Annotated in this window: 20 protein-coding genes; 16 read left to right on the top strand and 4 right to left on the bottom strand. The window is 64.8% G+C overall.

Translation table 11 applies throughout. The features are described from left to right. Positions 1 to 2: 2 nt before the first annotated feature. The 7 genes from extKL to extS are packed head-to-tail and all read left to right on the top strand — an operon-like array spanning position 3 to position 6,620. Positions 3 to 1,325, top strand: a complete 1,323-nt coding sequence (gene extKL, locus VGK27_07170) for a multiheme c-type cytochrome ExtKL (GenBank protein ID HEY3489886.1) — start codon at positions 3 to 5, stop codon at positions 1,323 to 1,325. Beyond that, positions 1,222 to 3,168, top strand: a complete 1,947-nt coding sequence (gene extM / locus VGK27_07165) for a selenite/tellurite reduction operon c-type cytochrome ExtM (GenBank protein ID HEY3489885.1) — start codon at positions 1,222 to 1,224, stop codon at positions 3,166 to 3,168. Before extKL ends, extM begins: the two co-directional genes overlap by 104 nt. Further along, the gene (extO, locus tag VGK27_07160; protein HEY3489884.1) at positions 3,122 to 4,384 is read left to right on the top strand and encodes a selenite/tellurite reduction operon b-type cytochrome iron-sulfur cluster-binding subunit ExtO; all 1,263 of its coding nucleotides are present in this window, start codon (positions 3,122 to 3,124) and stop codon (positions 4,382 to 4,384) included. The genes extM and extO overlap by 47 nt, the downstream gene beginning before the upstream one ends. Then, positions 4,339 to 4,761 (top strand): ubiquinol-cytochrome c reductase iron-sulfur subunit, encoded by a 423-nt coding sequence (locus tag VGK27_07155; protein HEY3489883.1) that lies wholly within the window; start codon positions 4,339 to 4,341, stop codon positions 4,759 to 4,761. Before extO ends, VGK27_07155 begins: the two co-directional genes overlap by 46 nt. Beyond that, positions 4,751 to 5,371 (top strand): cytochrome b N-terminal domain-containing protein, encoded by a 621-nt coding sequence (locus VGK27_07150; GenBank protein HEY3489882.1) that lies wholly within the window; start codon positions 4,751 to 4,753, stop codon positions 5,369 to 5,371. Before VGK27_07155 ends, VGK27_07150 begins: the two co-directional genes overlap by 11 nt. Beyond that, positions 5,368 to 5,787, top strand: a complete 420-nt coding sequence (locus tag VGK27_07145; GenBank protein ID HEY3489881.1) for a hypothetical protein — start codon at positions 5,368 to 5,370, stop codon at positions 5,785 to 5,787. Before VGK27_07150 ends, VGK27_07145 begins: the two co-directional genes overlap by 4 nt. Further along, a complete protein-coding gene (extS, locus tag VGK27_07140) occupies positions 5,769 to 6,620 on the top strand; it encodes a selenite/tellurite reduction operon c-type cytochrome lipoprotein ExtS (GenBank protein ID HEY3489880.1) in 852 nt (283 codons plus the stop codon). Before VGK27_07145 ends, extS begins: the two co-directional genes overlap by 19 nt. 13 nt (positions 6,621 to 6,633) lie before the next feature. On the opposite strand, the gene VGK27_07135 is transcribed toward extS, so the two are convergent. Continuing rightward, the gene (locus tag VGK27_07135) at positions 6,634 to 6,981 is read right to left on the bottom strand and encodes a YtxH domain-containing protein (protein ID HEY3489879.1); all 348 of its coding nucleotides are present in this window, start codon (positions 6,979 to 6,981) and stop codon (positions 6,634 to 6,636) included. A 150-nt stretch (positions 6,982 to 7,131) separates the two neighbouring features. Here VGK27_07135 and VGK27_07130 point away from each other — a divergent pair, with 150 nt between their 5' ends. Both VGK27_07130 and VGK27_07125 read left to right on the top strand, forming a co-directional pair. Continuing rightward, on the top strand, positions 7,132 to 7,704 hold the full coding sequence (locus VGK27_07130) for a flavin reductase family protein (GenBank protein ID HEY3489878.1): 573 nt from the start codon (positions 7,132 to 7,134) through the stop codon (positions 7,702 to 7,704). Beyond that, on the top strand, positions 7,701 to 8,852 hold the full coding sequence (locus VGK27_07125; protein HEY3489877.1) for a methionine aminotransferase: 1,152 nt from the start codon (positions 7,701 to 7,703) through the stop codon (positions 8,850 to 8,852). Before VGK27_07130 ends, VGK27_07125 begins: the two co-directional genes overlap by 4 nt. A 52-nt stretch (positions 8,853 to 8,904) precedes the next feature. Here VGK27_07125 and VGK27_07120 read toward each other — a convergent pair whose 3' ends face one another. Next, positions 8,905 to 10,560 carry a bifunctional UDP-sugar hydrolase/5'-nucleotidase gene (locus VGK27_07120; protein ID HEY3489876.1) on the bottom strand — a complete coding sequence of 552 codons (1,656 nt, stop codon included), beginning with the start codon at positions 10,558 to 10,560 and terminating at the stop codon, positions 8,905 to 8,907. A 210-nt stretch (positions 10,561 to 10,770) separates the two neighbouring features. On the opposite strand from VGK27_07120, the gene VGK27_07115 reads away from it, so the two are divergent. Genes VGK27_07115 through VGK27_07105 form a run of 3 tightly spaced genes read left to right on the top strand, consistent with a single transcriptional unit; the run spans position 10,771 to position 14,361 of the window. Next, a complete protein-coding gene (locus VGK27_07115; protein HEY3489875.1) occupies positions 10,771 to 11,910 on the top strand; it encodes a PLP-dependent aspartate aminotransferase family protein in 1,140 nt (379 codons plus the stop codon). A gap of 1 nt (position 11,911) precedes the next feature. After that, positions 11,912 to 13,219, top strand: coding sequence for a uroporphyrinogen-III C-methyltransferase (gene cobA, locus VGK27_07110; protein HEY3489874.1), 1,308 nt, complete (start codon positions 11,912 to 11,914; stop codon positions 13,217 to 13,219). Next, the gene (locus VGK27_07105; protein ID HEY3489873.1) at positions 13,216 to 14,361 is read left to right on the top strand and encodes a PLP-dependent aspartate aminotransferase family protein; all 1,146 of its coding nucleotides are present in this window, start codon (positions 13,216 to 13,218) and stop codon (positions 14,359 to 14,361) included. Before cobA ends, VGK27_07105 begins: the two co-directional genes overlap by 4 nt. A 10-nt stretch (positions 14,362 to 14,371) precedes the next feature. Here the strand turns inward: VGK27_07105 and VGK27_07100 are convergent, their stop codons facing one another. Then, positions 14,372 to 15,922: a methyl-accepting chemotaxis protein gene (locus VGK27_07100; protein ID HEY3489872.1), complete on the bottom strand. Its 1,551-nt coding sequence runs from the start codon at positions 15,920 to 15,922 to the stop codon at positions 14,372 to 14,374. A gap of 434 nt (positions 15,923 to 16,356) precedes the next feature. On the opposite strand from VGK27_07100, the gene VGK27_07095 reads away from it, so the two are divergent. The 4 genes from VGK27_07095 (at position 16,357) to VGK27_07080 (ending at position 20,448) form a co-directional block, all read left to right on the top strand. Next, on the top strand, positions 16,357 to 17,943 hold the full coding sequence (locus VGK27_07095; GenBank protein HEY3489871.1) for an acetyl-CoA hydrolase/transferase C-terminal domain-containing protein: 1,587 nt from the start codon (positions 16,357 to 16,359) through the stop codon (positions 17,941 to 17,943). A 196-nt stretch (positions 17,944 to 18,139) separates the two neighbouring features. Beyond that, positions 18,140 to 19,726 (top strand): acetyl-CoA hydrolase/transferase C-terminal domain-containing protein, encoded by a 1,587-nt coding sequence (locus VGK27_07090; protein ID HEY3489870.1) that lies wholly within the window; start codon positions 18,140 to 18,142, stop codon positions 19,724 to 19,726. A gap of 132 nt (positions 19,727 to 19,858) precedes the next feature. Continuing rightward, positions 19,859 to 20,056 carry a ferredoxin gene (locus VGK27_07085; protein HEY3489869.1) on the top strand — a complete coding sequence of 66 codons (198 nt, stop codon included), beginning with the start codon at positions 19,859 to 19,861 and terminating at the stop codon, positions 20,054 to 20,056. After that, entirely contained in the window at positions 20,053 to 20,448 is a 396-nt protein-coding gene (locus VGK27_07080; GenBank protein HEY3489868.1) for a hypothetical protein, read from the top strand. The genes VGK27_07085 and VGK27_07080 overlap by 4 nt, the downstream gene beginning before the upstream one ends. 61 nt (positions 20,449 to 20,509) lie before the next feature. On the opposite strand, the gene VGK27_07075 is transcribed toward VGK27_07080, so the two are convergent. Then, positions 20,510 to 21,823 carry a replication-associated recombination protein A gene (locus tag VGK27_07075; protein HEY3489867.1) on the bottom strand — a complete coding sequence of 438 codons (1,314 nt, stop codon included), beginning with the start codon at positions 21,821 to 21,823 and terminating at the stop codon, positions 20,510 to 20,512. Between the last annotated feature and the right edge of the window lie 49 nt (positions 21,824 to 21,872).

Genomic DNA, 21,872 nt, shown 5'->3' with positions numbered 1-21,872 from the left:
GCATGAAGCGAAGCCGTATATTGATCGTCCTTGTCCCGGTGGCGTTGTTGTTCTCGGCAGCGCCCGCCGGGGCGGGACGTGCCGGCGTCGGATGGCAGGAAGGGATCGCAGTCAAAAAGGCGCGGACGGTATCGGAGCTCGTGTCCATGTACGACTCGTCCTCCTGCATCGAATGTCACCGAGAAATTCATGAAGGTTGGGAAAAGTCGGTTCACTCCCGGTCGATCTACGGGACGGGGCGGACCGCCGCCACCTTCGTGACCGCAATCAAGAACGGCCTGTTGCAGTGGCCGAATTCCGGGGTCAAGGAGCTCAAGGACATCAAGGTCGAGCACCTGATGACCTGTGCCAAGTGCCATCTCCCGCAACTGGCCGATGCGGAAGACCCGGTCGCCATGGAAATCGTCGAGTCGCTTTTCCGCTGGCAGGATGCGTTCGAGAACGACGATACCGAGGCGGCCAAGAAGGAAGAACCGCTCATCAAATCGCTCAACATCAACTGCCTTGTCTGCCATAACCGGAACGCGATCGTCCACAAATGGGGCGAGGGGTACCCGAAGGCAGGCGTGGTCTACGGCAGCAAAGAAGGCGCGCACGAAGACCCGAAATATCCCCGGATGGCGAAGAGTTCCATCATGGGGGAGGCGATCCTGTGCGGCCAATGCCATGGCCTGGGTCCCAATCTCGAGTTCGACGGTCCTTCGCAGTGCGCAACGGCTTACGGCAGCTACCTCTGGGCATACCGGGCCGATGGGGGCCGGGAGCAGTGTCAGGATTGCCACATGAGAAAGAGCGGGCTGGGTCACAACATGCAGAGCTACCGGGACCCGGGCATGGCGAAGGCGGCAATCGACTTCGTACCTGAGGCGTATGGCGTCCTCTGGCGAGACGGATCGAGGTATGTGCCCAAGGCGGTGGTCAAGGTATCGATGACCAACCGGGCGGGCCACTCGATCCCTGATGGTTGACCCACCCCCAATCGGGTGGTCCTGGATGTGACCGCGAGCACGAAAGAAGGCAAGGAAATTTACTTCCAGTCCAAGATCTACATGCCGGTTCCCCAGAAAATGGGGCGCGGCGGCAAGATGGGGCGAGGCCCCTACGAAAAAAGCGGTATCATTGAAGACACCGGCCTTCCGGTCAACCGGATGGTCCAGGAGCGGTTCGATATCCTCGTTCCGGTCCCCGACGGAGAATCGGCCGAAGCCGACCGGGAGATCGATGTCGCAGTCAAGCTTTGGTATCTGCCCTACGGGACCCGGAACTCAGACGCTTTTCTTTGGCGCGAATTCAAGAAGAAGGTGCTCATCGGGGAAGGCCATTAGCGGCAAGGGCAGGATTGCCGCGCTCCTTCTCCTGTCGCTGGTCTCTCTTTCGGGGTGCCGTCTTGCGGGGCGGCACCCCGTTTCCACCTGCGAAACCTGTCACGCAGGTATCGAACCGGCCTCGGCTTCCCACGCTTCATGTGTCGCATGCCACGGCGGCGATGACCGGACGAGGGACAAGAACCGTTCCCACATGGGGATGTTTGCCCCCCGGAATCCCGCAGCGCCTCAAACGTGGGATAAAAGCTGCGGCCGCTGTCATCCGTACCAGTTAGCCCGCGTGATAAGCTCGCTGATGACTACCAACATCGGGATGATCCGGAACATCCGGGCCACATGGGAAGGCGGCGAGGACAACCTTTATGCTTCCGCGGGGACGGACCTGTATGACGCGGGGGGCCGGCCGTTCTTAGCGTTGCCGGTCGGGTCGCTGCCCGGTCTGTCCGGGGAGCTGTACCGGAAATTCTGCGCGCTTTGCCACGTGGGGGCGGAGCCGACGAGGGTCCTCGGTGCGTCCCACGCTTCCGGCTGTGCCGCCTGCCATTTCCCGTTCAACGACAACGCCACCTATATGGGCGGCGACCCGACCGTGCACGGGAAACGGGGATATTCCGACAACCATGCGCTATCGGCGCTCCCCGATAACCGCACATGCCTGCGCTGCCACAACCGGAGCGGTCGGATCGCGCTTTCCTACCAGGGGCTTTACGACGGCAATGCGGCCCAGGTCCCGACCCGGGACGGCGAGCCGGGACCCCGCATGATGGGGGGCGGCCGCAGTCTCGCCGGGATCATGCCGGACATCCATTTCGCCCGGGGCATGGATTGCATCGATTGTCACACCTCCCGCGATGTGATGGGCGACGGCTACGCCTATAAAAACCTCTATCGGCAGGTGGAGGTTCGCTGCGAGGATTGCCACGGCAGCGCGACCGAACTGCCGCGTTACCGCGACATTGCCCGGGAAAACGAAGAGCCGGTTCGCGAATCACGACGCTACAAGGTTCCGACCAGGCCGGGCATGCGGATGATCGTCACCGGGAAAGGGCGCAGCTATTCCAACGTGTTCGTCGCCGGCCAAAAAATCGTGGTGCAGGGGAAACGGAGCGGGAAGCTGCACGAAAGCCGCGTCATAACGGGAACGCCAGCGCACACGGTCGTCGGCCACGAGCGAATGTCGTGCCACGCATGCCACTCGCGCACCGTCGTGCAATGCTACGGCTGCCATACGACTTATGACAAGACCCGGACCTCGTACGATTTCATCCGCCGGCAGGAAACGGAGGGGGCGTTCTCCGAGACCGAGGACTATCGCGCGCTGTTCCCGTTTCCGCTTGCGCTCGACGAGCAGGGGCGGATTGCGACGGTGACGCCCGGCTGCCAGACGTTCATCTCCGCCGTCGACGAGAGCGGGCGTGAAACCCGGCGTGAATACGTGGCCCGCTACAAAGGGAAGCCGCAGCTGCGGTTCGCCCCGTTCTTCTCGCACAACACGGGGGACAAGGCGGTGGCCTGCGTCCGCTGCCACGCCGATCCGGCTTTCCTGGGCTTCGGCACCGGAGTCCTTTCCGGGGCCACGTTCGAGGGCACCCTTCGCTGCGAGAAGCGCGACGACAAGGCGCTCGACGCGTTCCTGTCGATGGACGGGGGGCGGGTTCGGGCGGACGCGGCCGTGACGCGGGAAAATTCCAGGCCGCTTTCGGCGGCGGAGGTCAAACGCGCGCTTGCCGTCAACCTGTGCCTCGTCTGCCACGACAAGCCGTCGGATAACGTCTACCGAAGGAGACTCGATTACCGTGCGCTTCGCGATGCGGTTCATCGTCCTCTGCTGGCTGATCGGTAGCCCGGCCGCTTCGCTCGCTTCCCCGGCTGACCGGTGCGGGGAATGCCACGGCACCGTCAGGCGATCGGGAGGACACGCCTCGCTGACCTGCACCCGGTGTCACGGGGCGAAGGGCGACCGCCGATTTCGGGGAGCCGATGCCGCGCGCGATGGTTGCACCCCCGCCGGATGCCACGCGGGATATCTCCCGGTTCTGCACGGGCCGATGGCGACCCGCGCTCCCGAGAAGGCGTTCGCCGCCAGGACGATCGGGCGGTACGACCCGGCCTTCTTCGGAAAGGCCTGTGCAGGGTGTCACGTTTCCGGCTGCGCCGATTGCCACGAAGGGGGTGGACACGCCGCAGCGAAGCCGCCGGTCGGGAAATGCCTTCGCTGCCATTCGGGCGATTTTATCGGGGCCGAGTACCTGGGGTTGGCCCCCCGGGAAGAGAACGCCCGGTTTGCCCGCGGGATATCCCGGGATGGCGAGTATTACCTGAAGATGCTGCCCGACGTCCACGCGGAAGCGGGCATGGCGTGCGGTGCCTGCCATTCCATGCAAAGCCTTGCGGAAGGTCGTCGATCGTCTCGGGGCTGCACGGACTGCCACGAGGCGTCCGTGAAGATCGTCGAGCATTCGATCTCGTCGCACCTGTCCGGGATGACCTGCTCCGCCTGTCATTCGGCCTGGGCGGCTCAACCGTATGGCACTTTTTATCTCCGAATCGACGGGATCGTTGATGCGAAGTCCCGATTCGACCTGCGGCACGAAAAGGGCGGATACATGAAGAGCGTATACCTTCACCGACAGGATGCGCCGCCGCTCGGGATCGATGGGCAGGGGAAGGTGAGCCCGATCCTGCCTCGGTTCATCCTCTATTATTCCGACGTTCGCCCCGGCATGAAGGACCGTGTCGAGAACCGGTTGCTGGCGGCCGAGTGGAAGACGATCTTTCCGCACACCGTCCGGCGTGGCAGCGTGACGTGCGAAGGGTGCCACGACGCACCCGACCGATGGATGCGGGAACCCGCGGCGGATCGCATCTTCCGGTTGAAGGACGACGGCTTGTCGCTTGCCGCATTCCGCGACCGGGAGGGGCAGCGGGTGATCAACGGGGCGTTCCTGGACGAGGGACGGATCGCCCGGCTAAAATCCCGGAATCGCGAATACAAGATCGCGCTGGTGAATAAATGGAAACGGTTGATCGATCGCGTCGACGGCTCATTGGGTCGGTAGCTGCCGCTGCCTCGCTGCTGTTTCTCGGGAAGTGGCTTTCTCCCGCGAAACGGGCCGCGGATGGGCGGAAGCTGCTGACGGTTCCCAAGGCGGACATTCCCGAGGGCGGGGCGCTGGTCTATCGGGAATCCCGCGTCGTGGTCGTCAAGGAGCGCGGCGTCGTTTATGCGATGAGCCTCGTCTGCACCCATCTGGGCTGCACCGTTTCGGTCGGACCCGACGGGATCGCCTGCCCGTGCCATGGCAGCCAGTTCGATCGGGCCGGCAACGTGTTGAAGGGGCCGGCGACCCAGGCGCTGGCGCGCCTGCCGGTCGAGGACAGGGGCGACACCCTCGTCGTGATGACATCATCCCGTCGGAGCGAAGATGTTTCTTGATTTCATCATCCACCTGTTTCCCCGAACTGTCCGGAAGGAGGACCTTCGGTTGAAGGTCACCTTTTGCCTCGGGGGAATGGCGTTCACCACCTTCCTCGTGCTGGCGGTTTCGGGGATGCTGCTTGCGTTTCATTACGTGCCGTCGCCCGCGGGCGCCTACGGGTCCATCCAGTCGATCGAGTCCGACGTTTTCTGCGGGCGGTACATCCGGGGACTCCATCGGCTGTCATCCCATGTCTTCCTCGTGCTCCTGGCGCTCCACGCGCTTCGGGTGGCTCTTCGGGGCGCATACCGTCCCCCGCGCGAATGGACGTGGCTCCTGGGCTGCGGCCTGATGGGGCTTGCCGTGTTCGGAGCGTGGAGCGGCACGCTGCTTCCGATGGACCAGCTGGCGCTCTGGGCGACCCAGACCGGAACGGAGCTCGTGCGTTCCCTGCCTTTCTCCTGTTCTCTGGTTTCCTTCCTGGCTCCCGACGGGGTGGGGCAACCGCGCACGCTGGTCCGTTTCTACATGCTGCACACGTTGCTTGTTCCCGCCTCGATCGCCATCCTTTCCGGGTTCCACTTCTATCGGATCCGTAAAAGCAAGGGGGTCTTGCCCTGGCTGTGAGAATCCCGAGCGAGCCCACGTTTCTTCGATTGATCGGGCGGGCCATGGCGGCATGCCTCGTCGTGCTGGCGATCGCGGCGCTTGCGTGGCCTCCCCCCCTCCAGGAAGCGGCCGATTTCGGCAATCCGCCCAATCCCGCCAGGTCCGCCTGGTTCCTGTTGTGGGTGCAGGAGCTGGTCAGTCACGGGACCGCATGGATCTACCCGGCCATCCTGTCGCTCGCCGTTCTGGCAGGGCTTCCCTGGATCCCGGGCAAAGGCATCCGCATCACGCCGGACGACGGCACGCCGGAGACCGAGCGGGCGCCCCGGACGGGCGGCCTGATCGCCATCCTGTTCTTCGGGATCGTGGTCGTCCTGACGTTGGTCGCCGTTTTCTGCCGTGGGAAGAACTGGGAATGGGTTTCGCCGTTCTGAAGCGAACCGCACCGCTGCTTGCGTTCCTGCTCGCCATGCTCGTGCCCCGGGCATCGGATGCGTCGCAGCCAGTCGGAAAAGTGCACTGCCTGGGGTGCCATCCGGTCCATCACGCGGAGGTCTGCGGTTGTGTTTCCTGTCACAGGGGAAATCCGTCGACCGATCGCAAGACCTTGGCGCACGGCGGCTTCCTGTCCGCCGCGTATGCCCGCTTCACGCTTCCCGGAAATGCGGCAACCGCGCGAGGGCGGGACTTGATGACCCGTTCCGGCTGCCGGCGCTGCCACGTATCGGGAGGGGAAGGCTCGCGGCTGGGCTCCGACCTGGATGCCGCATTCGGTTCCCGTCCTGCCCGGCTTCAGGATGCGATTCGGCTCCCGGCCGTCTACATGCCCGATTTCCGATTCGATGAAGAAGCCGTCCACGCGCTGGTCAACGCAATCTACGGGAACGGCATGGCAGGCCAAGTCAGCCCGAAAAACGCACGGGAAATTCCGTTCAAGGTCCACTTCCGCGACAGGGGCGATCGGCTCGGCGGCCCGCCCTTTGTCAGGTATTGCGGTGGATGCCATCGGGCGATATCGCGCGAGGGTGTGGGCATGGGAACCGGCGCCATCGGCCCGAACCTGTCGGGGCTATTCACGAAATATACTCCGGGGAATCCGGATGCGAAAAACCGCTGGACCCCGAAAACGCTAATCCGTTGGGTGGCCAACCCGCGGGGATTCCGTCCCCGCGCGCTGATGCCGCCATTACGCATCGAAGAGAAAGCGCTCCCCGCACTGGTCGAATCGTTGCAGACCCCTCTTCGAGGACCCGGTCAGGCGCGATGAACGCGGTGTCGATTCAGCCGACCTTCTTGAGGAGCCTAGCCCGCTGCGCCTCGAGCCGGTCCCGACCCGATTCCAGGACAGAGAGAAGTTCCTTCTTCGTGTCGTGGGTGAGGTCCTTGCCCTTGTCGAGGATCTCTTCGGCCTTCTCGCCGACCTGGGCGACCAGTTCCGAGACGTTGCCGGCGAGGTCCTCGATCGCCCGGTTGGCCTTCCGGCGAGCCCGCCGGGCAATGCGGGAGATGTCGTTCCGCGTCGCCCGGCCCGACTGGGGGGCGAGCAAGAGAGCGACTCCCGCCCCGATGAGCGCTCCGGTCAGAAGCAGTGCTGCGCCGGTTCCGATCCTGTTCTCGCGATCTTCCATGGCTCACCTCCGTGTGGTGCATTCAACAATAGTTTACTGCAACCGGGTCGGGATAAAAACTTGGAACCTCTCCGGCTTCCGGGTCGGTATAGTGATCGGGTAAGGCGGAATCCTTGGGAGGACCCGGACGGCCGGGGAAAGGGGCAACGAATGAAGCAATCCGTGGGGGCGAAAACGCTGGCGATGCCGGCGCCGGTGTGGATGGTCGGCACTTACGATGCCGCGGGGAAGCCGAACATCATGACGATCGCCTGGGGCGGGATCTGCAATTCCCAGCCGGTAAGCGTGAACGTGTCGCTGCGCAAAGCGACCTACAGTTACGAGGCGATCCTGGCGCGCAAGGCATTCACCGTGAGCATCCCGTCGGAGGCGCAGGCCGCCGAGGTCGATTACGTCGGAACCGTCTCGGGGCGGGACGTCGACAAGTTCGCGGCGACAGGGCTCACCCCGGTGCGCAGCGAGATCGTCGATGCGCCGTACGTCGCCGAAGCGCCGATCGTCATCGAGTGCCGCCTGGTGCATCACGCCGATTTAGGGCTGCACACGCTGTTCGTCGGCGGGATTCTCGATGTGAAGGCCGATGTCGCGGTGATCGGGGAGAAGGGGTATCCCGACATCTCGAAGGTGAAACCGATCGTGTTCGACACTGGGCTCCGGCGTTATTTCGGGGTCGGCGGCTTCCTCGCCAACGCGTGGGAGGTCGGGAAGAAGTTCGGGCAATGACCGTCCCGACGCTCAGGTCCCGCCTTCCGGAGGTCGGCACCTCGATCTTCGCCGTCATGTCGCGGCTGGCGCAGGAGCAAGGCGCCATCAACCTTTCGCAGGGCTTTCCCGATTTCGACGTGCCCGAGCCGTTGATCGCGCTCGTGGGCCGCGCCATGCGGGACGGGCACAACCAGTATGCCCCGATGCCGGGCTGCCTCCCGCTGCGGAAAGCCATCGCGGAGACGGCGTCCGCATGCTACGGGCGGCCCATCGATCCCGAGGGCGAGGTCACGGTGACCGCCGGCGCGACCGAGGCGCTCTACTCGTCGATTGCCGCGCTCATCGCCCCGGGCGACGAGGCGATCCTCTTCGACCCCGTGTACGACCTGTACGACCCCGCCATACGGCTCAACGGCGGCGTCCCGATCCATCTTCCCCTGCGTCCTCCCGCATTCCAGGTCGATTGGAACGAAGTCCGCCGGCGGATCACCCCCCGCACCAAGCTGATCGTCGTCAACAACCCGCACAACCCCACCGGCACCGTGCTGGGCGAGAGCGACCTCGAGGCGCTCGAGGCGATCGCGCGCCGGCACGGGCTTTTCGTGTTGAGCGACGAGGTGTACGAGCGGATCGTATTCGACGGGGTTCCCCATCGCAGCGTCCTGGCGCGCCCGGGTCTCGCCTCCCGAAGCGTCGCGGTCTTCTCGTTCGGGAAGACGTTCCATGCGACCGGCTGGAAGATCGGTTATGCGATCGCTCCCGAGGCGATCATGCAGGAGATCCGGAAGGTCCACCAGTTCGTCACCTACTGCGTCAACACCCCGTTCCAGATCGCGTTGGCCGGGTACTTGTCCGATCCGTCGAACGTCTCCGGCCTGGCCGCGTTCTACCAGCGGAAGCGCGACCGCTTTCTGTCGCTACTCGGCGGATCCTCGTTCGAGCCTTATCCCTGCGCGGGAACCTATTTCCAGCTCGTCTCCTATCGCCGGCTTTCCGACCGGCCCGACACCGAGGTGGCCGAGTGGCTCACGCGGGTCCACAAAGTGGCGGCGATCCCGCTGTCTCCCTTCTACGGCGACGGGACCGACCCGAAGCTGCTCCGGTTCTGTTTCGCGAAGAAAGAGGAAACGCTGGAGCGGGCAGGAGAGATCCTGGCGGGACTTTAAGTATTTCCGGCAGGCGGCCGGGCACTCTCGAGTCCGGCCGCCTGCTTCTCCATCAATGATCCTTTTCGTGCTTTTCGTGCTTCCCTTGCTTCCCCGGATCGATCCCCTCATCCATGATCCGCCCCTGGGAACCGGTGTCCAGCGTTCCGAGCCGCGTGACGTAATCCCGGAGGACGATGTATTCGAGGTCGGGCAACGCGGTCAGGTTCGTCACCTGGAGCCCCATCCTGGGGAGGAGGAACGCGAGTCCTTCGTTGACCGTCACGCTGTACGTGGCGGTTGGCGAGAACCGGTGGCCTCCGATGTGGATCGTGTCGGGAAGCACCCGGCTGCCGGGGGGGCGGGTCGAATCGTAGCGGAAGCGCATCCCCGAGACCTGGAGGAAGAAGTCCTCGTTGATCCCCAGGTATGCCAGCCCGATCTCGAGCCCCTTGACCAGCTCGACGCCGCGGATATCGAAGGTCGCGAGCTTGAGCCCGAGTCCCGTTTGCGGGTCGTAGCCGTAGCTGACGGGGCGAAAAATGTCGGCCCCGACGATCGGCCCGGCCGTGATGCCTTCCGAGATCAGCCCGTTGGCGGTGATGGCGATGTCGGTCCGGGTCCGGTGGCGCAGGGCGTCGGTGATCAGGTTGCCCATGGCGCTGTCGCGCTTGCGCCGGTCGGGATCGGTCGTCGTCCCGAGATCTTTTTCCGCGCTCGCCAACACCGTGCGGTAGACGTCCCCGTATTGCGCCACGATCCCGGCTTTCAGTTCATCGACCGCCGCCTGGAGTCCCGGGGCCGCGGGAACCTTGGCATCGACGGGGAGCAGCGCGTAGTCGATCATCCGGAAGGCATCGCCCTCGACGGAGAACCGGAGCCGGCCGACGTCCCGGTAGTGATCGCCCGCCTGCACGATCAGCGTTTGCGTGCCGCCCGGATTGGCGACGGAGATCGGCTGCTCGAACGCATAATGGTCGTGGCCGCCGACGATGAGGTCGATGCCGGGGACGTTGGCCGCCAGCGCGCGGTCGTACAGGATCCCGAGGTGGGACAGGCAGATCACGACCTTCGCCCCTGCCCCGCGAAGCGCCGCCATCTCCTGCGCCGCGATCCCGAAAAGGAGAGCCGCGTTGTCCGCCCCGAGGATCGTCACGTCTCCGGAGTTCGTGGTGGGGACGCCCGGGACGGTCATGCCGAAGATGCCGACCGTCACGCCCCCGACGTTCTTGATGATCGAATTGTCGATCCATGGGCGGAGGAGTGAATTGTCCGGGAAAGCGAGGTTGGCCGAAAGCAGCGGCAAGGGCGAAGGTGGGGCGCCGAAGGCGGTCGCGAGCGACCAGGCGAGCGTGTCCGGCCCGAGGTCGAACTCGTGGTTTCCCACCGCCATCGCGTCGAAGCCGAGCTGCTGCATCATCCGGAATTCGGGGATCCCGAAATAACGGTTGAAGAAGAGGTCGCCGTGGAAGACGTCGCCCGCGTGCAGCAGGAGGACGTTTTGGCCCGCGGCGGCGCGTTCGGTCCCGATGACCGTGGCCGCCTTCGCCATGCCGCCGATCGTGCCGTTGAGCGCGGCATCCTTGGGCCCGGTGGCGTCGAGGTGGGAGTGGGTGTCGTTGACGTGCAGAAGCGTGATGACCGTTCCCTGGGCAAAGACGCCCGAGGCGGCCAGCAGGGCGGTTACGGCGACAAGACAGACGACACGGAAAAGCTTCATCGGCTTCATGCGTTCCTCCTTGCCTCTTTTGCGGGTTTGCGGATGATTCGATCATATTCCGGTTCATTGCTTCCGGGTAGCAAATAATGCAGGCGTCTGCCGAATCCCGCCGCCCTTTTGGCCCGGGAGATCACCCTTTGGTGCCCGTGTTGACATGATCTATAGATAATATATACAATGTTTGGGGAATTTCGATATACGGCCGAGAAGGGGAACGCCATGAAGCTCGGGACGCGCATCATCCATACCGGGAAGGAGACCGACCCGTACACCGGGGCCGCCACCGTGCCCATCTACCAGGTGTCCACGTTCCGGCAGGAGGATCCCCTCCGACCCGGCCGGTACGAGTATGCTCGCGGCGACAATCCCACGCGGGACGCGGTCGAGCATGCGGTCGCCGTGCTCGAGGGCGGGACGACGGGGGCGGCCTTCGGGTCCGGGATGGCGGCGATCTCGTCGGTGCTGATGCTGTTTGCGCCGGGCGACCACCTGGTCGTGACCGAGGACGTCTACGGGGGCACCTACCGGGCGCTGACCACCCTGTTCCGCGGGTGGGGTCTCGAGACCACCTTCGTCGACATGGCCGATCCCGGCAAGGTCCGGGCAGCGCTCAGGCCGAACACGCGGGCGCTGTTCGTGGAGAGCCCCTCGAACCCGATCCTGAAGGTCACCGATCTGCGGGCCGTCGCGGCGATCGCGAAGGAGACCGGCATCCTGTCGCTGATCGACAACACCTTCATGACGCCCTACCTCCAGCGCCCCATCGAACACGGATTCGACCTCGTGATGCACAGCGCGACGAAGTTCCTCGGCGGGCACAGCGACCTCCTGGCGGGAATCGTGGTGACCGCGAACGAAGAACTCGGGGAACGGGTCCGGTTCGTCCAGCGCGCGTTCGGCGCCATCCTGGGGCCCCAGGACGCCTTTTTGCTGCATCGCGGGATCAAGACGCTCGCGGTGCGGATGGACGCGCAGCAGCGCAGCGCTGCGATCGTCGCCGAACGGCTTGCCGCGACGCCCGGGATCGCGCGGGTATATTACCCGGGGCTCCCCGGGCATCCGGGGCGCGGGACCCACGCGGGCCAGGCCGACGGGGCCGGCGCGGTCGTCTCGTTCGAACTGTCCGACGCCGACAGCGCCGTCCGATTCATGAAGGCGGTCACGCTGCCGCTGGTCGCCGTCAGCCTGGGCGGCGTCGAGAGCATCCTGTCGTACCCCGCGACGATGTCGCACGCTTCGATGCCGCGGGAGGAAAGATTGAAGCGGGGCATCCGCGACAGCCTCGTTCGTCTTTCCGTCGGCCTCGAGGATCCGGAAGACCTGGTCGACGATCTGCTCCAGGCGCTCGGGAAGGCTTGAGATGGCGCCCATAAATCGATACCTGCCGATCGTCGCGGACGTGGCGGGCGCGCGCATCCTGGTCGTCGGGGCGGGTGCGGTGGCCGGACGCCGGGCGCTCGGACTCGCCTCACGCGGGGCATGCGTCACCGTGGTTGCGCCCAGGATCAAGGACCGGGTAGCGCAGGCTGCGGCGCGCGGGGAGTTGGTCGCGCTCCGGGAACCTTTCCGGCCGGAGCATCTCGAAGGGATCGAAATCGCCTTCGCCGCGACCGACGACCCGGCCGTCAACGCGGCGGTCGCCGTCGCCGCCCGCAACCGGTCGATCCCCGTCAACGTCGCCGACGATCCCGCCCGATGCACCTTCATCATGCCTGCCGTCGTCGAAGAGAACGATTTCACCATTGCCGTCACGACCCTGGGGAAGAACCCCGGGGCGGCCCGCGCGATCCGGGAATTCCTCGAGGCGCATACCCCGGAGCTGTCTGTCCGCCTCGAGCGCGGCCGACGACGCCGCTCGGGTCGGCCCGTTGCGGGTAAGGTCTACATCGTCGGCGCCGGGCCGGGCGACCCCGACCTGCTGACCGTGCGGGCGCTCGGATTGCTCCGGGCCGCCGACGTCGTGATCCACGACTACCTGGTCCCGGAGGAAATCCTCTCGCTCGCACCGCAACGCGCCCCGAAAATATGCTATGCACGAAGGGGGGCGACGGTCGGGCACGGTGCGGCGATCAAGCAGTCGGCGATCCACGAGGCGATGGTCCGCTTCGCCCGCGCGGGGAAAGCGGTGATACGGTTGAAGTCGGGCGACCCCCTGATCTTCGGGCGGGGAGGCGAGGAAGCGGAGCACCTGGCTGCGGAAGGGGTACCCTTCGAGATCGTCCCGGGCATCACGGCTGCGGCCGGCTGCGCCGCGGCTTCGAACGTCGCGCTGACGCATCGGACGCGCGCCTCCTCGGTGACGTTCCTCGCGGGGCACGAGGCCTGCGGCAAGCCGGGCGCCGGCTTCGACTGGCGCGATTTCCCGCGGAGCGGGACGCTGGCGATCTACATGGGCGTCCGGCGCGTGGAAGCGATTGCCCAAGGCCTGGCCGAGGCCGGGTGGCCTGCGGGCACCCCGTTCACGATCGTGGAGAACGGCAGTCGCCCGAACCAGCGGATCGTTCCGGGGACGCTGGGGCGACTAGCCGAGATCGTCCGCAACGAGGCGGTGCAGTCGCCGGCGATGCTCTTCGTCGGCGAAAGCGCCGTACCGGTTGGCGGATGCGCTTCCGGGACGCTCGACCGGATCTCAGAACCGCCATTATCGGCGCTGGAGGGAAAAGAATGAAAAAGGGAAAGTCGATCGAGACCATCGCAGCGCAGGCCGGCGTCGGGGCCGACAAGGCGTACGGAGCGGTGAGCGTCCCGATCTATCCATCGGCGATCTACCGGTACGAAAAGTTCGGCGTGCACAAGGGGTACGATTATTCACGCGCCGAGAACCCGACGCGGCATGCGCTCGAGCAGGTGATCGCCGACCTCGAAGGCGGCCGCCGGGCGGTTTCTTTCGCGTCCGGGATGGCTGCGATCTCCGCCGTCATGACGATGTTCCGCGCGGGCGACCACATCCTTTGTTCCGACGACCTTTACGGCGGCACTTATCGGCTGTTCGAGCAACTGCTCCGGCCGTACGGGCTCACGTTCGACTACGTCGACATGGGCGACCCGAAGGCGATCGCGCGGAAGGTCGGAAAGAAGACGAGGGCGCTATTCATCGAGACGCCGACCAATCCGCTGATGAAGATCGCCGATCTTCGAGGGGTGTCGGAGGTCGCGAAGAAGAAGGGCATCCTGTCGATCGTCGACAATACGTTCATGTCGCCGCTGCTCCAGCGTCCGCTGGCGCTGGGCATCGATGTCGTGGTCCACAGCGCGACGAAGTTCCTCGGCGGCCACAACGACGTGATCGGCGGGGCGGTGGTCGCATCGGATCCGGCGATCGGGGAGAGGCTGGCGTTCGCCCAGAAGGCGGCCGGCGCCGTGCCGTCGCCCTTCGACTGCTGGCTGCTGTTGCGGGGGATCAAGACGCTGGCGGTCCGGGTGGAGCGGGCCCAGGAGAATGCGCAGGAGATCGCCGAATTCCTGACGGGGCATCCGGGCGTGTCGCGGGTGTATTACCCGGGACTGCCCGGCCACCCGCGCCGCGACCTGCATTTTTCGCAGGCGTCGGGCGCCGGCTCGGTGATCTCGTTCGACCTGGCGGATGAGAAGAAGGTTCCCGCTTTCCTGAACCGGTTGAAGACGGTGCTTTTGGCCGAAAGCCTGGGCGGTGTCGAGTCGCTCGTGACGCACCCGGCGACGATGACCCACGCGGACATCCCCGTAGAGGACCAGGCGGCTGTCGGGTTGTTCCCGACGCTCGTGCGGCTGTCGGTCGGGATCGAGCGCGCCGACGACCTGATCGCCGACCTCGGGCAGGCGCTCCGGTAGACGCGGCGGCCTAGAACCCGTCGATTCCGGAGCCGCCGCCCTTTTTGGCCGACGGCAGCGCCGCCTTGCGCGGAGCGGCCGCTTTCAACGCCGGCGCCTGCGTATGGGCGGGGCCCTGGGGCCCGCTTGCGCCTCCGCCGATGATCTCGATCAGCTGCCCGACCATCGCGTCGAGGTGATCCGCCTCTGAGGCCAGCTCGTCGCTGACGCTGGCGGATTCCTGGGCGTTGGAGGCGTTGGCCTGCGTGATCTGGTCCATGTGGGTGACGGCCTGGTTGATGTGGGTGATGCCCTGGGCCTGTTCGTCGCTTGACGCCGAGACTTCGCTGATCAGCTCGGTGACCTTGCGGACCCGTTCCGAGATCTCCTCGAAAGCCGTCGCAACTTCCTTGGAGACGGCCACCCCGTTCTCGGCATTCTGCTTCGCTTCCTCGATAAGGACGGTCGTGTTCTTGGCCGCTTCGACGCTACGCTGGGCCAGGTTCCGGACCTCCTCGGCGACGACCGCGAATCCCTTGCCCGCCTCCCCGACATGGGCCGCCTCGACGGCTGCGTTGAGCGCCAGCAGGTTGGTCTGGAAGGCGATCTCGTCGATGGTCTTGATGATCCGCGCGGTGGCCTCCGAGGAAGACTTGATCTTGGAGATGGCGTCGGACATGCGGAGAACCGCGGATTGCCCCTTCTCGGCCGCCTTGCGCGCCTCGTTCGCCATCCCGTTGGCCTGGCGGGCGTTGTCGGCGCTCTGCTGCGTCATGGCCGTGATCTCTTCGAGCGACGCCGAGGTTTCTTCGAGCGCGGCCGCCTGCTGATTGGCACCGTCGGCGATCTGATGGCTCGCGTGCGCCATCTTCCGGGACACGCCGGTGACCTGGTCTGCGCCGTCGATCAGCCCGTCGGCGACGGTCTGGACCGGCCGGATGACGCTGCGCGTGATGAGAACCGAGAGCAGCAGCGCCTCGATCAGGATGCCGAGACCCAGCGCGGAGATCGTGACCCAGGTGATCGTCGAGACAGCGGCGTCGGCGCTCTCGGTCTTGACGGTCACGCTGACCACGCCGGTCACGTCGCCCACCTTGGCGGCGGGGTGGCAGCCGATGCAGTCCTGGATCGCGAGCAGCGGCAGGACGAAGCGGATGGTGTGCTTGTCGGTATCGACGGACTGGTACTCCTTGCCGGTCCGGATGACCTCACGCTCGGCCTCGTCCTTCGGCGTCCCGCCCTGGCGCTCCTTGTGGTCGGTGATGGTGACAGGCCCACGCGCGGCGTGAACCTCTTCGATATCCTTCCGCTCCCCGATGCTCTTCAGGAACTTCTCGAGCCCTGTCATGTCTCCGATCTCGCCGAACGTCTTGACGCCGTCGCCCACGCCTTCGGCCAAAAGCTTCGCCGTATTGGCGGAATCGTCGCGGACCGTCCCCCGGATCTGCCGGATCAGCAGGACCGCGGTGAAACCCAGGACGACCATGAGGCTGACGGTAATCATGAGGATCAGCCGGGCGCGGAGTCCCATGCTGCCGGAGGGGTTATTTTCGTGGCGCAGGCTGTCGAATGGATTATCCATAGGGTATTGCCTCCGGAAGTGTCGGGATCACGGTCGTACCTCCATTACTTATCGGCCCCTTTTTCGGAAACTTTATCGAAAAGGTCGGAAGCCGTCGGCTTATCGGCGCCGAAAGCCCGTCTCGGGCCTAAGCCGTGGATGGGGCTCGATAAGGGCCTGTTTCGGAAAATACCCGCATTTGTTTTCATCGCAACCAAACGGAATGGTCATAAAAAAATGCAGCGATAAATCCTTTCAATAACAATATTATAGCGTGGTACAAAACGTGGTTGTTAAAATGACAGCGCCTTTTTCGGCAACTGGTTCTTGACACTGTTTTATTGTTGAGGTATATCCTGTTCCTGCGCGATTCAACTGGTCACGCGAGCCGGCGGGGGTTGCCGCCGCGGTGACCGCTTACATTCCGTCATCACACCAGACCCGAAGGAGGAGACATGTCCGAACTGAACAAACGCATCCGCAGGACCAGTCTGATGTCGAAAGTCATGAAGGCCGAGGAAACCATCCAGTTCTTCAAGCCGGGCATGAACCTCGGCTGGTCCGGCTTCACGCCGGCCGGCTACCCCAAAGCCGTGCCCATCGCACTTGCCGACCATGTCGAAAAGAACGGCCTCCAGGGCAAGTGGAAGTTCAACCTGTTCATCGGTGCCTCCGTCGGCGTCGAGACCGAAGACCGCTGGGCGCAGCTCGACATGATCGACCGCCGCTGGCCCTACCAGACCGGCAAGAACATCCAGGAAGGGATCAACACCGGTCGCATCCGGATGGGCGACAAGCACCTGTCGCTCTTCGCCCAGGATCTCGGCTACGGCTTCTACACGAAAGATTCCGAGTCCGGCAAGATCGACATCGCCATCATCGAAGTCTCCGCCATCACCGAGGATTGCGGCCTCGTCCCCACCTCCTCCTGCGGCGTCATCCCCGAGCTGCTGATGGTCGCCGACAAGATCATCCTCGAGGTCAACACCGGGCAGCCCTCCTTCGAGGGGATGCATGACCTCGTTTCCGCGCAGAACCCGCCGCATCGCCAGCCTTTCCTCATCAGCCGCGCCAGCGACCGGATCGGCACCGAGTCGATCGTCTGCGATCCCGACAAGATCATCGCCATCGTCGAGTCGAAGCGTCGCGACAAGGGCCGGGCGTTCTCCGAGGAAGACGACAGTTCCACGGCGATCGCCAATCACATCCTCGAGTTCTTTACCCACGAAGTGAAGGCCGGGCGCCTGCCTAAAAACCTGCTCCCGCTGCAGTCCGGCGTCGGCTCCATCGCCAACGCGGTCGTCGGCGGCCTGGCCAAGGGGCCGTTCTACAACCTGTCCGTCTACACCGAGGTGCTCCAGGACACGATGCTCGACCTGTTCGACTCGGGCCGGCTCGACCACGCGTCGTCCTGCTCGCTGTCGCTGTCCGAAGACCCGGGCTTCCCCCGCTTCTTCGACAAGATGGATTTCTACGCGCCCAAGATCACGCTTCGCCCGCTCTCCATCTCGAACGCCCCCGAGCCGATCCGTCGCCTGGGCTGCATCGCGATGAACACGCCGGTCGAGATCGACATCTACGCGCACGCCAACTCGACGCTGGTCGGCGGCACCCGCATGATCAACGGCCTCGGCGGCTCGGGCGACTTCCTCCGCAACGCTTTCATCTCGGTCATGCACACGCCGTCGTCGCGTCCGTCCAAGACCGACCCGATGGGCATCTCCTGCGTGGTTCCGCACTGCTCGCACATCGACCACACCGAGCACGACCTCGACGTGCTGGTCACCGAGCAGGGCTTGGCCGACGTCCGCGGCCTCTGCCCGCGCGACCGCGCCAAGGTGATCATCGAGAAGTGCGCGCACCCCGAGTACAAGCCGATCCTCACCGAGTACTACGAGATGGCGGCCAAGGAATGCCTCGCCAAGAAGGCGGGCCACGAGCCCCAGCTCTGGGACCGGGCATTGAAGATGCACCTCAACCTGGCCCAGAACGGCACCATGCGCATCAAGAACTGGGATATCAAGGTCGATCTCTGCGAATAGCGGAAACCGTCCGTCCACCGAACGCGAAAGGCCCCGCCGGGAAACCGGTGGGGCCTTTTTCTTTATCCTTTCCATTATCCTTCCAACCTCGCGATATTGAAGGGAATAACGATCAATCCCTTGACCCCGCTGTTTTATCTTGAGAAAATCCACTTCTATCCAGTAATTTGCGATCCAATAAAACGGAGGGAAAGTGATGTCTGAACTGCAAAACCGCGTCCGCAGGTCGAGTCTGATGTCCAAGGTCATGAAGGCCGAGGAGACGATCGGGTTCTTCAAGAACGGGATGAATATCGGTTGGTCCGGCTTTACGCCGGCCGGTTATCCCAAGGCCGTGCCGATCGCACTGGCCGATCACGTCGAGAAGAACAACCTGCAGGGCAAGCTCCGCTTCAACCTGTTCATCGGCGCTTCCGTCGGCGTCGAGACCGAGAACCGCTGGGCGTCGCTCGACATGATCGATCGCCGCTGGCCCTACCAGACCGGCAAGGACATCCAGGCCGGCATCAACACCGGGCGCATCCGGATGGGCGACAAGCACCTGTCGATGTTCGCCCAGGACCTGGGCTACGGCTTCTATACGAAAGACACCGAGAGCGGCAAGATCGACATCGCCATCATCGAGGTCTCCGCCGTCACCGAAACGGGCGCTCTCGTGCCTACGGCGTCCTGCGGCGTCATTCCCGAGTTGCTGATGATCGCCGACAAGATCATCCTCGAGGTCAACACCGCGATGCCTTCCTTCGAGGGGATGCACGACCTCGTCTCCGCGCAGAACCCGCCGCATCGTCAGCCGTTCCTGATCAGCAAGGCCGACGACCGGATCGGCACCACCGCCATCCAGTGCGATCCCGACAAGATCATCGCGGTCGTCGAATCGAAGCGGTTCGACAAGGGGCGTGCCTTCGCCGAGCAGGACGATACGTCCACGGCGATCGCGGACCACATCCTCGATTTCTTCACCCACGAAGTGAAGGCGGGTCGCCTGCCCAAGAGCCTGCTCCCGATCCAGTCGGGCGTCGGCTCCATCGCCAACGCGGTCGTCGGCGGTCTGGCCAAGGGGCCGTTCTACAACCTGAGCGTCTTCACCGAAGTGCTCCAGGACACGATGCTCGACCTGTTCGACTCGGGCCGGCTCGACTGCGCGTCGTCCTGCTCGCTCTCGCTCTCCGAAGATCCCGGCTTCCCACGCTTCGTCGCGAACTGGGACAAGTATTTCGACAAGATCGTGCTGCGCCCGCTGTCGATCGCGAACGCTCCCGAGCCGATCCGGCGCCTGGGCGTGATCGCGATGAACACGCCGGTCGAGATCGACATCTACGCGCATGCGAACTCCACGCTGGTCGGCGGCACCCGCATGATCAACGGGATCGGCGGCTCGGGCGACTTCCTGCGCAACGCCTACCTGTCGATCATGCACACGCCGTCGTCGCGCCCGTCCAAGACCGACCCGCTGGGCATCTCCTGCGTCGTCCCGCACTGCTCGCATATCGACCACACCGAGCACGACCTCGACGTTCTGGTCACCGAGCAGGGGCTGGCCGACGTCCGCGGCCTCTGCCCGCGCGACCGCGCCAAGGTGATCATCGAGAAGTGCGCGCATCCCGAGTACAAGCCGATCCTCAATGAGTACTACGACATGGCGTTGAAGGAATGCCTTGCCAAGAAGGCGGGCCACGAGCCCCAGCTCTGGGACCGGGCATTGAAGATGCAGCTCAACCTGGCGAAGAACGGCACCATGCGCATCAAGAACTGGGACATCAAGCTCGACCTCTGCGAATAGCCGAAACCGTCGCTGACAGGGAACGGAAAGCAGATGCCCCGCCGGGAAACCGGCGGGGCGTTTTTTATGTCGGTGCAGGGTTTATAATCGGGCTGGGTTGAACAGCACGCGGACAGGGGGGATCGCATCGGTATGGGAAAAGTGCCCGTGGTCGACCAGAAGGAGTGCATCAGCTGCGGCGTCTGCATCGACGTGTCCCCGGCGGTGTTCCGGTTCAACGTGCACGGCAAGTCGGAGGTGTTCGATCCCCACGGGGCGCCCGAGGAGGAGATCCGGCAGGCGATCGACCTCTGTCCGGTCGCGTGCATCGCGTGGGGGGAAGAGGCGTGAGGCGATCTCGTTTTCGGGGGCTGGCGCTGGCCGGGGCGGTCGGGCTGTGTTGCGCCGCAGGGGGATGCGGCGGAAAGCCGATGATCCGCCCCCCGGAGGCCGAGGGCGTTTCGTTCCTGGTGACGCCGTCCGACGCCGAGATCGTGATCGACAACGCCGTGAGCGGGAAGGCGTCCGATTATTCCGACGAGCGGCCGCTCAAGATTCCCGTCGGGGAGCACACCCTCGAAGTGCGGGCTCCCGGGTACGAATCGTATGTCCGCCCCCTGTCCGTCTCGCCGAACGCGAAGCGGATCGAGGCGACCCTCCCCCGGAAAGAGGAGCCGCCCGCGGCCCCGAAGGAAAAGTCCGGAAGCGTTCCCGCCGGGGGGGCATCGCCGAAGACGCTATAGTCGTATCGATTTCGCCGCAACTGCCGCAAATTAATCGATTCCATGCTGTGCCCCGACACCCTTACCCCTTCTCCGGCTTCCGGCTGCCCCACCAGCTCTTCAATCGTTCAGAAATGACTTTCTCGTGCCCGGCTTCTGACGGGGTGTAGTAGCTGCGGCGGCCCAGCGTCTCCGGAAAATAGTTCTCCTGGACGAACGCGTCGGCGAAGTCGTGCGGGTAGCGGTATTCCTTCCCGTAGCCCAGTTCCTTCATCAGCTTCGTGGGCGCGTTGCGCAGGTGGTCTGGCACCGGGTGGTTGCCGCCGGTCTTGACCTCCCGCATCGCCTTGTTGAAGGCGGTGTAGCAGCGGTTGCTCTTGGGCGCCGTGGCCAGGTAAAGCACGGCCTGGGCGAGGGCGAGCTCTCCCTCGGGGCTGCCCAGCATCCGGTAAGTCTCGGTCGCGGCCAGGGTAATCTGGAGCGCGCCGGGGGCGGCGTTGCCGATGTCCTCGGAGGCGAAGCGCACCATCCGCCGGGCGATGTAGAGCGGGTCCTCGCCGCCCTCGAGCATCCGGCAGAACCAGTAGAGCGCCGCGTCGGGATCGGATCCGCGAAGACTCTTGTGCAGCGCCGAGATCAGGTTGTAGTGTTCCTCGCCGTCCTTGTCGTACATCAGCGCCTTGCGGCGAAGCGCCTCCTCGGCGACGGGCAGGTCCACCGCGGGCAGCTTCCGGTGATCCGCGATGGCGACGGCGGCCTCGAGCGCGTTGAGCGCCGTCCGGGCGTCGCCGTCCGCCGTCTCCACGATGTGGCGTAGAGCATCCGCCGAGAGGAAGCTTTCCGGCTTCCCGAGGCCATGTTCCGTGTCGGTCAGTCCGCGAAGCACGATCGCCTGGATGTCGGCGGCCGAAAGCGGGGAGAGCACAAGCACGCGGCAGCGCGACAGAAGCGCGTTGCGCACCTCGAACGAAGGGTTCTCGGTGGTCGTCCCGAACAGCGTGACGGTGCCGTCCTCGACGAACGGGAGCAGCGCGTCCTGCTGCGCCTTGTTGAAGCGGTGGATCTCGTCGATGAACAGGATCGCGGGACGGTCGTCCTCGCGGCTCCGGGCGGTCTTCAGCTCAGAGAGCGCCTCCCGGATCTCCTTGATGCCCGACAGCACGGCCGAGTAGGGGAGGAAGAGGGCATTCGTTTCGGCGGCGATGATCCGGGCGAGCGTGGTCTTGCCGGTCCCGGGAGGCCCCCAGAGGATGACCGAGGGCAGCGGCCGGGCGGCAAGGACCGAGGCGAGGAACTTCCCTTCGCCCAGTAGCGCTTCCTGACCGACGAACGCTTCGAGCGTCGCGGGGCGCATCCGGTCGGCGAGCGGGGATCGTGCGGAGCGGGTCGTCATCATGGATTATTCCTTCCAACCGCAGAATAGCATTGAACCTGTCGAGAACGAA

The sequence above is a fragment of the Candidatus Deferrimicrobiaceae bacterium genome, assembly GCA_036504035.1.
In the GTDB taxonomy this organism is placed as follows: Bacteria; Desulfobacterota; Deferrimicrobia; order Deferrimicrobiales; family Deferrimicrobiaceae; genus JANXPS01.
The sequence above is the reverse complement of the archived record's forward strand: the minus strand, read 5'-3'. Positions and strand labels throughout refer to the sequence as shown.

Excerpts from the sequence above, each read along its gene's own strand:
- extM (HEY3489885.1), top strand. The coding sequence starts at position 1,222 with ATGTCGCAGTCAAGCTTTGGTATCTGCCCTACGGGACCCGGAACTCAG.
- VGK27_07155 (HEY3489883.1), top strand. The coding sequence starts at position 4,339 with ATGGAAACGGTTGATCGATCGCGTCGACGGCTCATTGGGTCGGTAGCT.
- VGK27_07150 (HEY3489882.1), top strand. The coding sequence starts at position 4,751 with ATGTTTCTTGATTTCATCATCCACCTGTTTCCCCGAACTGTCCGGAAG.
- extS (HEY3489880.1), top strand. The coding sequence starts at position 5,769 with ATGGGTTTCGCCGTTCTGAAGCGAACCGCACCGCTGCTTGCGTTCCTG.
- VGK27_07135 (HEY3489879.1), bottom strand. The coding sequence starts at position 6,981 with ATGGAAGATCGCGAGAACAGGATCGGAACCGGCGCAGCACTGCTTCTG.
- VGK27_07130 (HEY3489878.1), top strand. The coding sequence starts at position 7,132 with ATGAAGCAATCCGTGGGGGCGAAAACGCTGGCGATGCCGGCGCCGGTG.
- VGK27_07125 (HEY3489877.1), top strand. The coding sequence starts at position 7,701 with ATGACCGTCCCGACGCTCAGGTCCCGCCTTCCGGAGGTCGGCACCTCG.
- VGK27_07120 (HEY3489876.1), bottom strand. The coding sequence starts at position 10,560 with ATGAAGCCGATGAAGCTTTTCCGTGTCGTCTGTCTTGTCGCCGTAACC.
- VGK27_07115 (HEY3489875.1), top strand. The coding sequence starts at position 10,771 with ATGAAGCTCGGGACGCGCATCATCCATACCGGGAAGGAGACCGACCCG.
- cobA (HEY3489874.1), top strand. The coding sequence starts at position 11,912 with ATGGCGCCCATAAATCGATACCTGCCGATCGTCGCGGACGTGGCGGGC.
- VGK27_07105 (HEY3489873.1), top strand. The coding sequence starts at position 13,216 with ATGAAAAAGGGAAAGTCGATCGAGACCATCGCAGCGCAGGCCGGCGTC.
- VGK27_07100 (HEY3489872.1), bottom strand. The coding sequence starts at position 15,922 with ATGGATAATCCATTCGACAGCCTGCGCCACGAAAATAACCCCTCCGGC.
- VGK27_07095 (HEY3489871.1), top strand. The coding sequence starts at position 16,357 with ATGTCCGAACTGAACAAACGCATCCGCAGGACCAGTCTGATGTCGAAA.
- VGK27_07090 (HEY3489870.1), top strand. The coding sequence starts at position 18,140 with ATGTCTGAACTGCAAAACCGCGTCCGCAGGTCGAGTCTGATGTCCAAG.
- VGK27_07085 (HEY3489869.1), top strand. The coding sequence starts at position 19,859 with ATGGGAAAAGTGCCCGTGGTCGACCAGAAGGAGTGCATCAGCTGCGGC.
- VGK27_07075 (HEY3489867.1), bottom strand. The coding sequence starts at position 21,823 with ATGATGACGACCCGCTCCGCACGATCCCCGCTCGCCGACCGGATGCGC.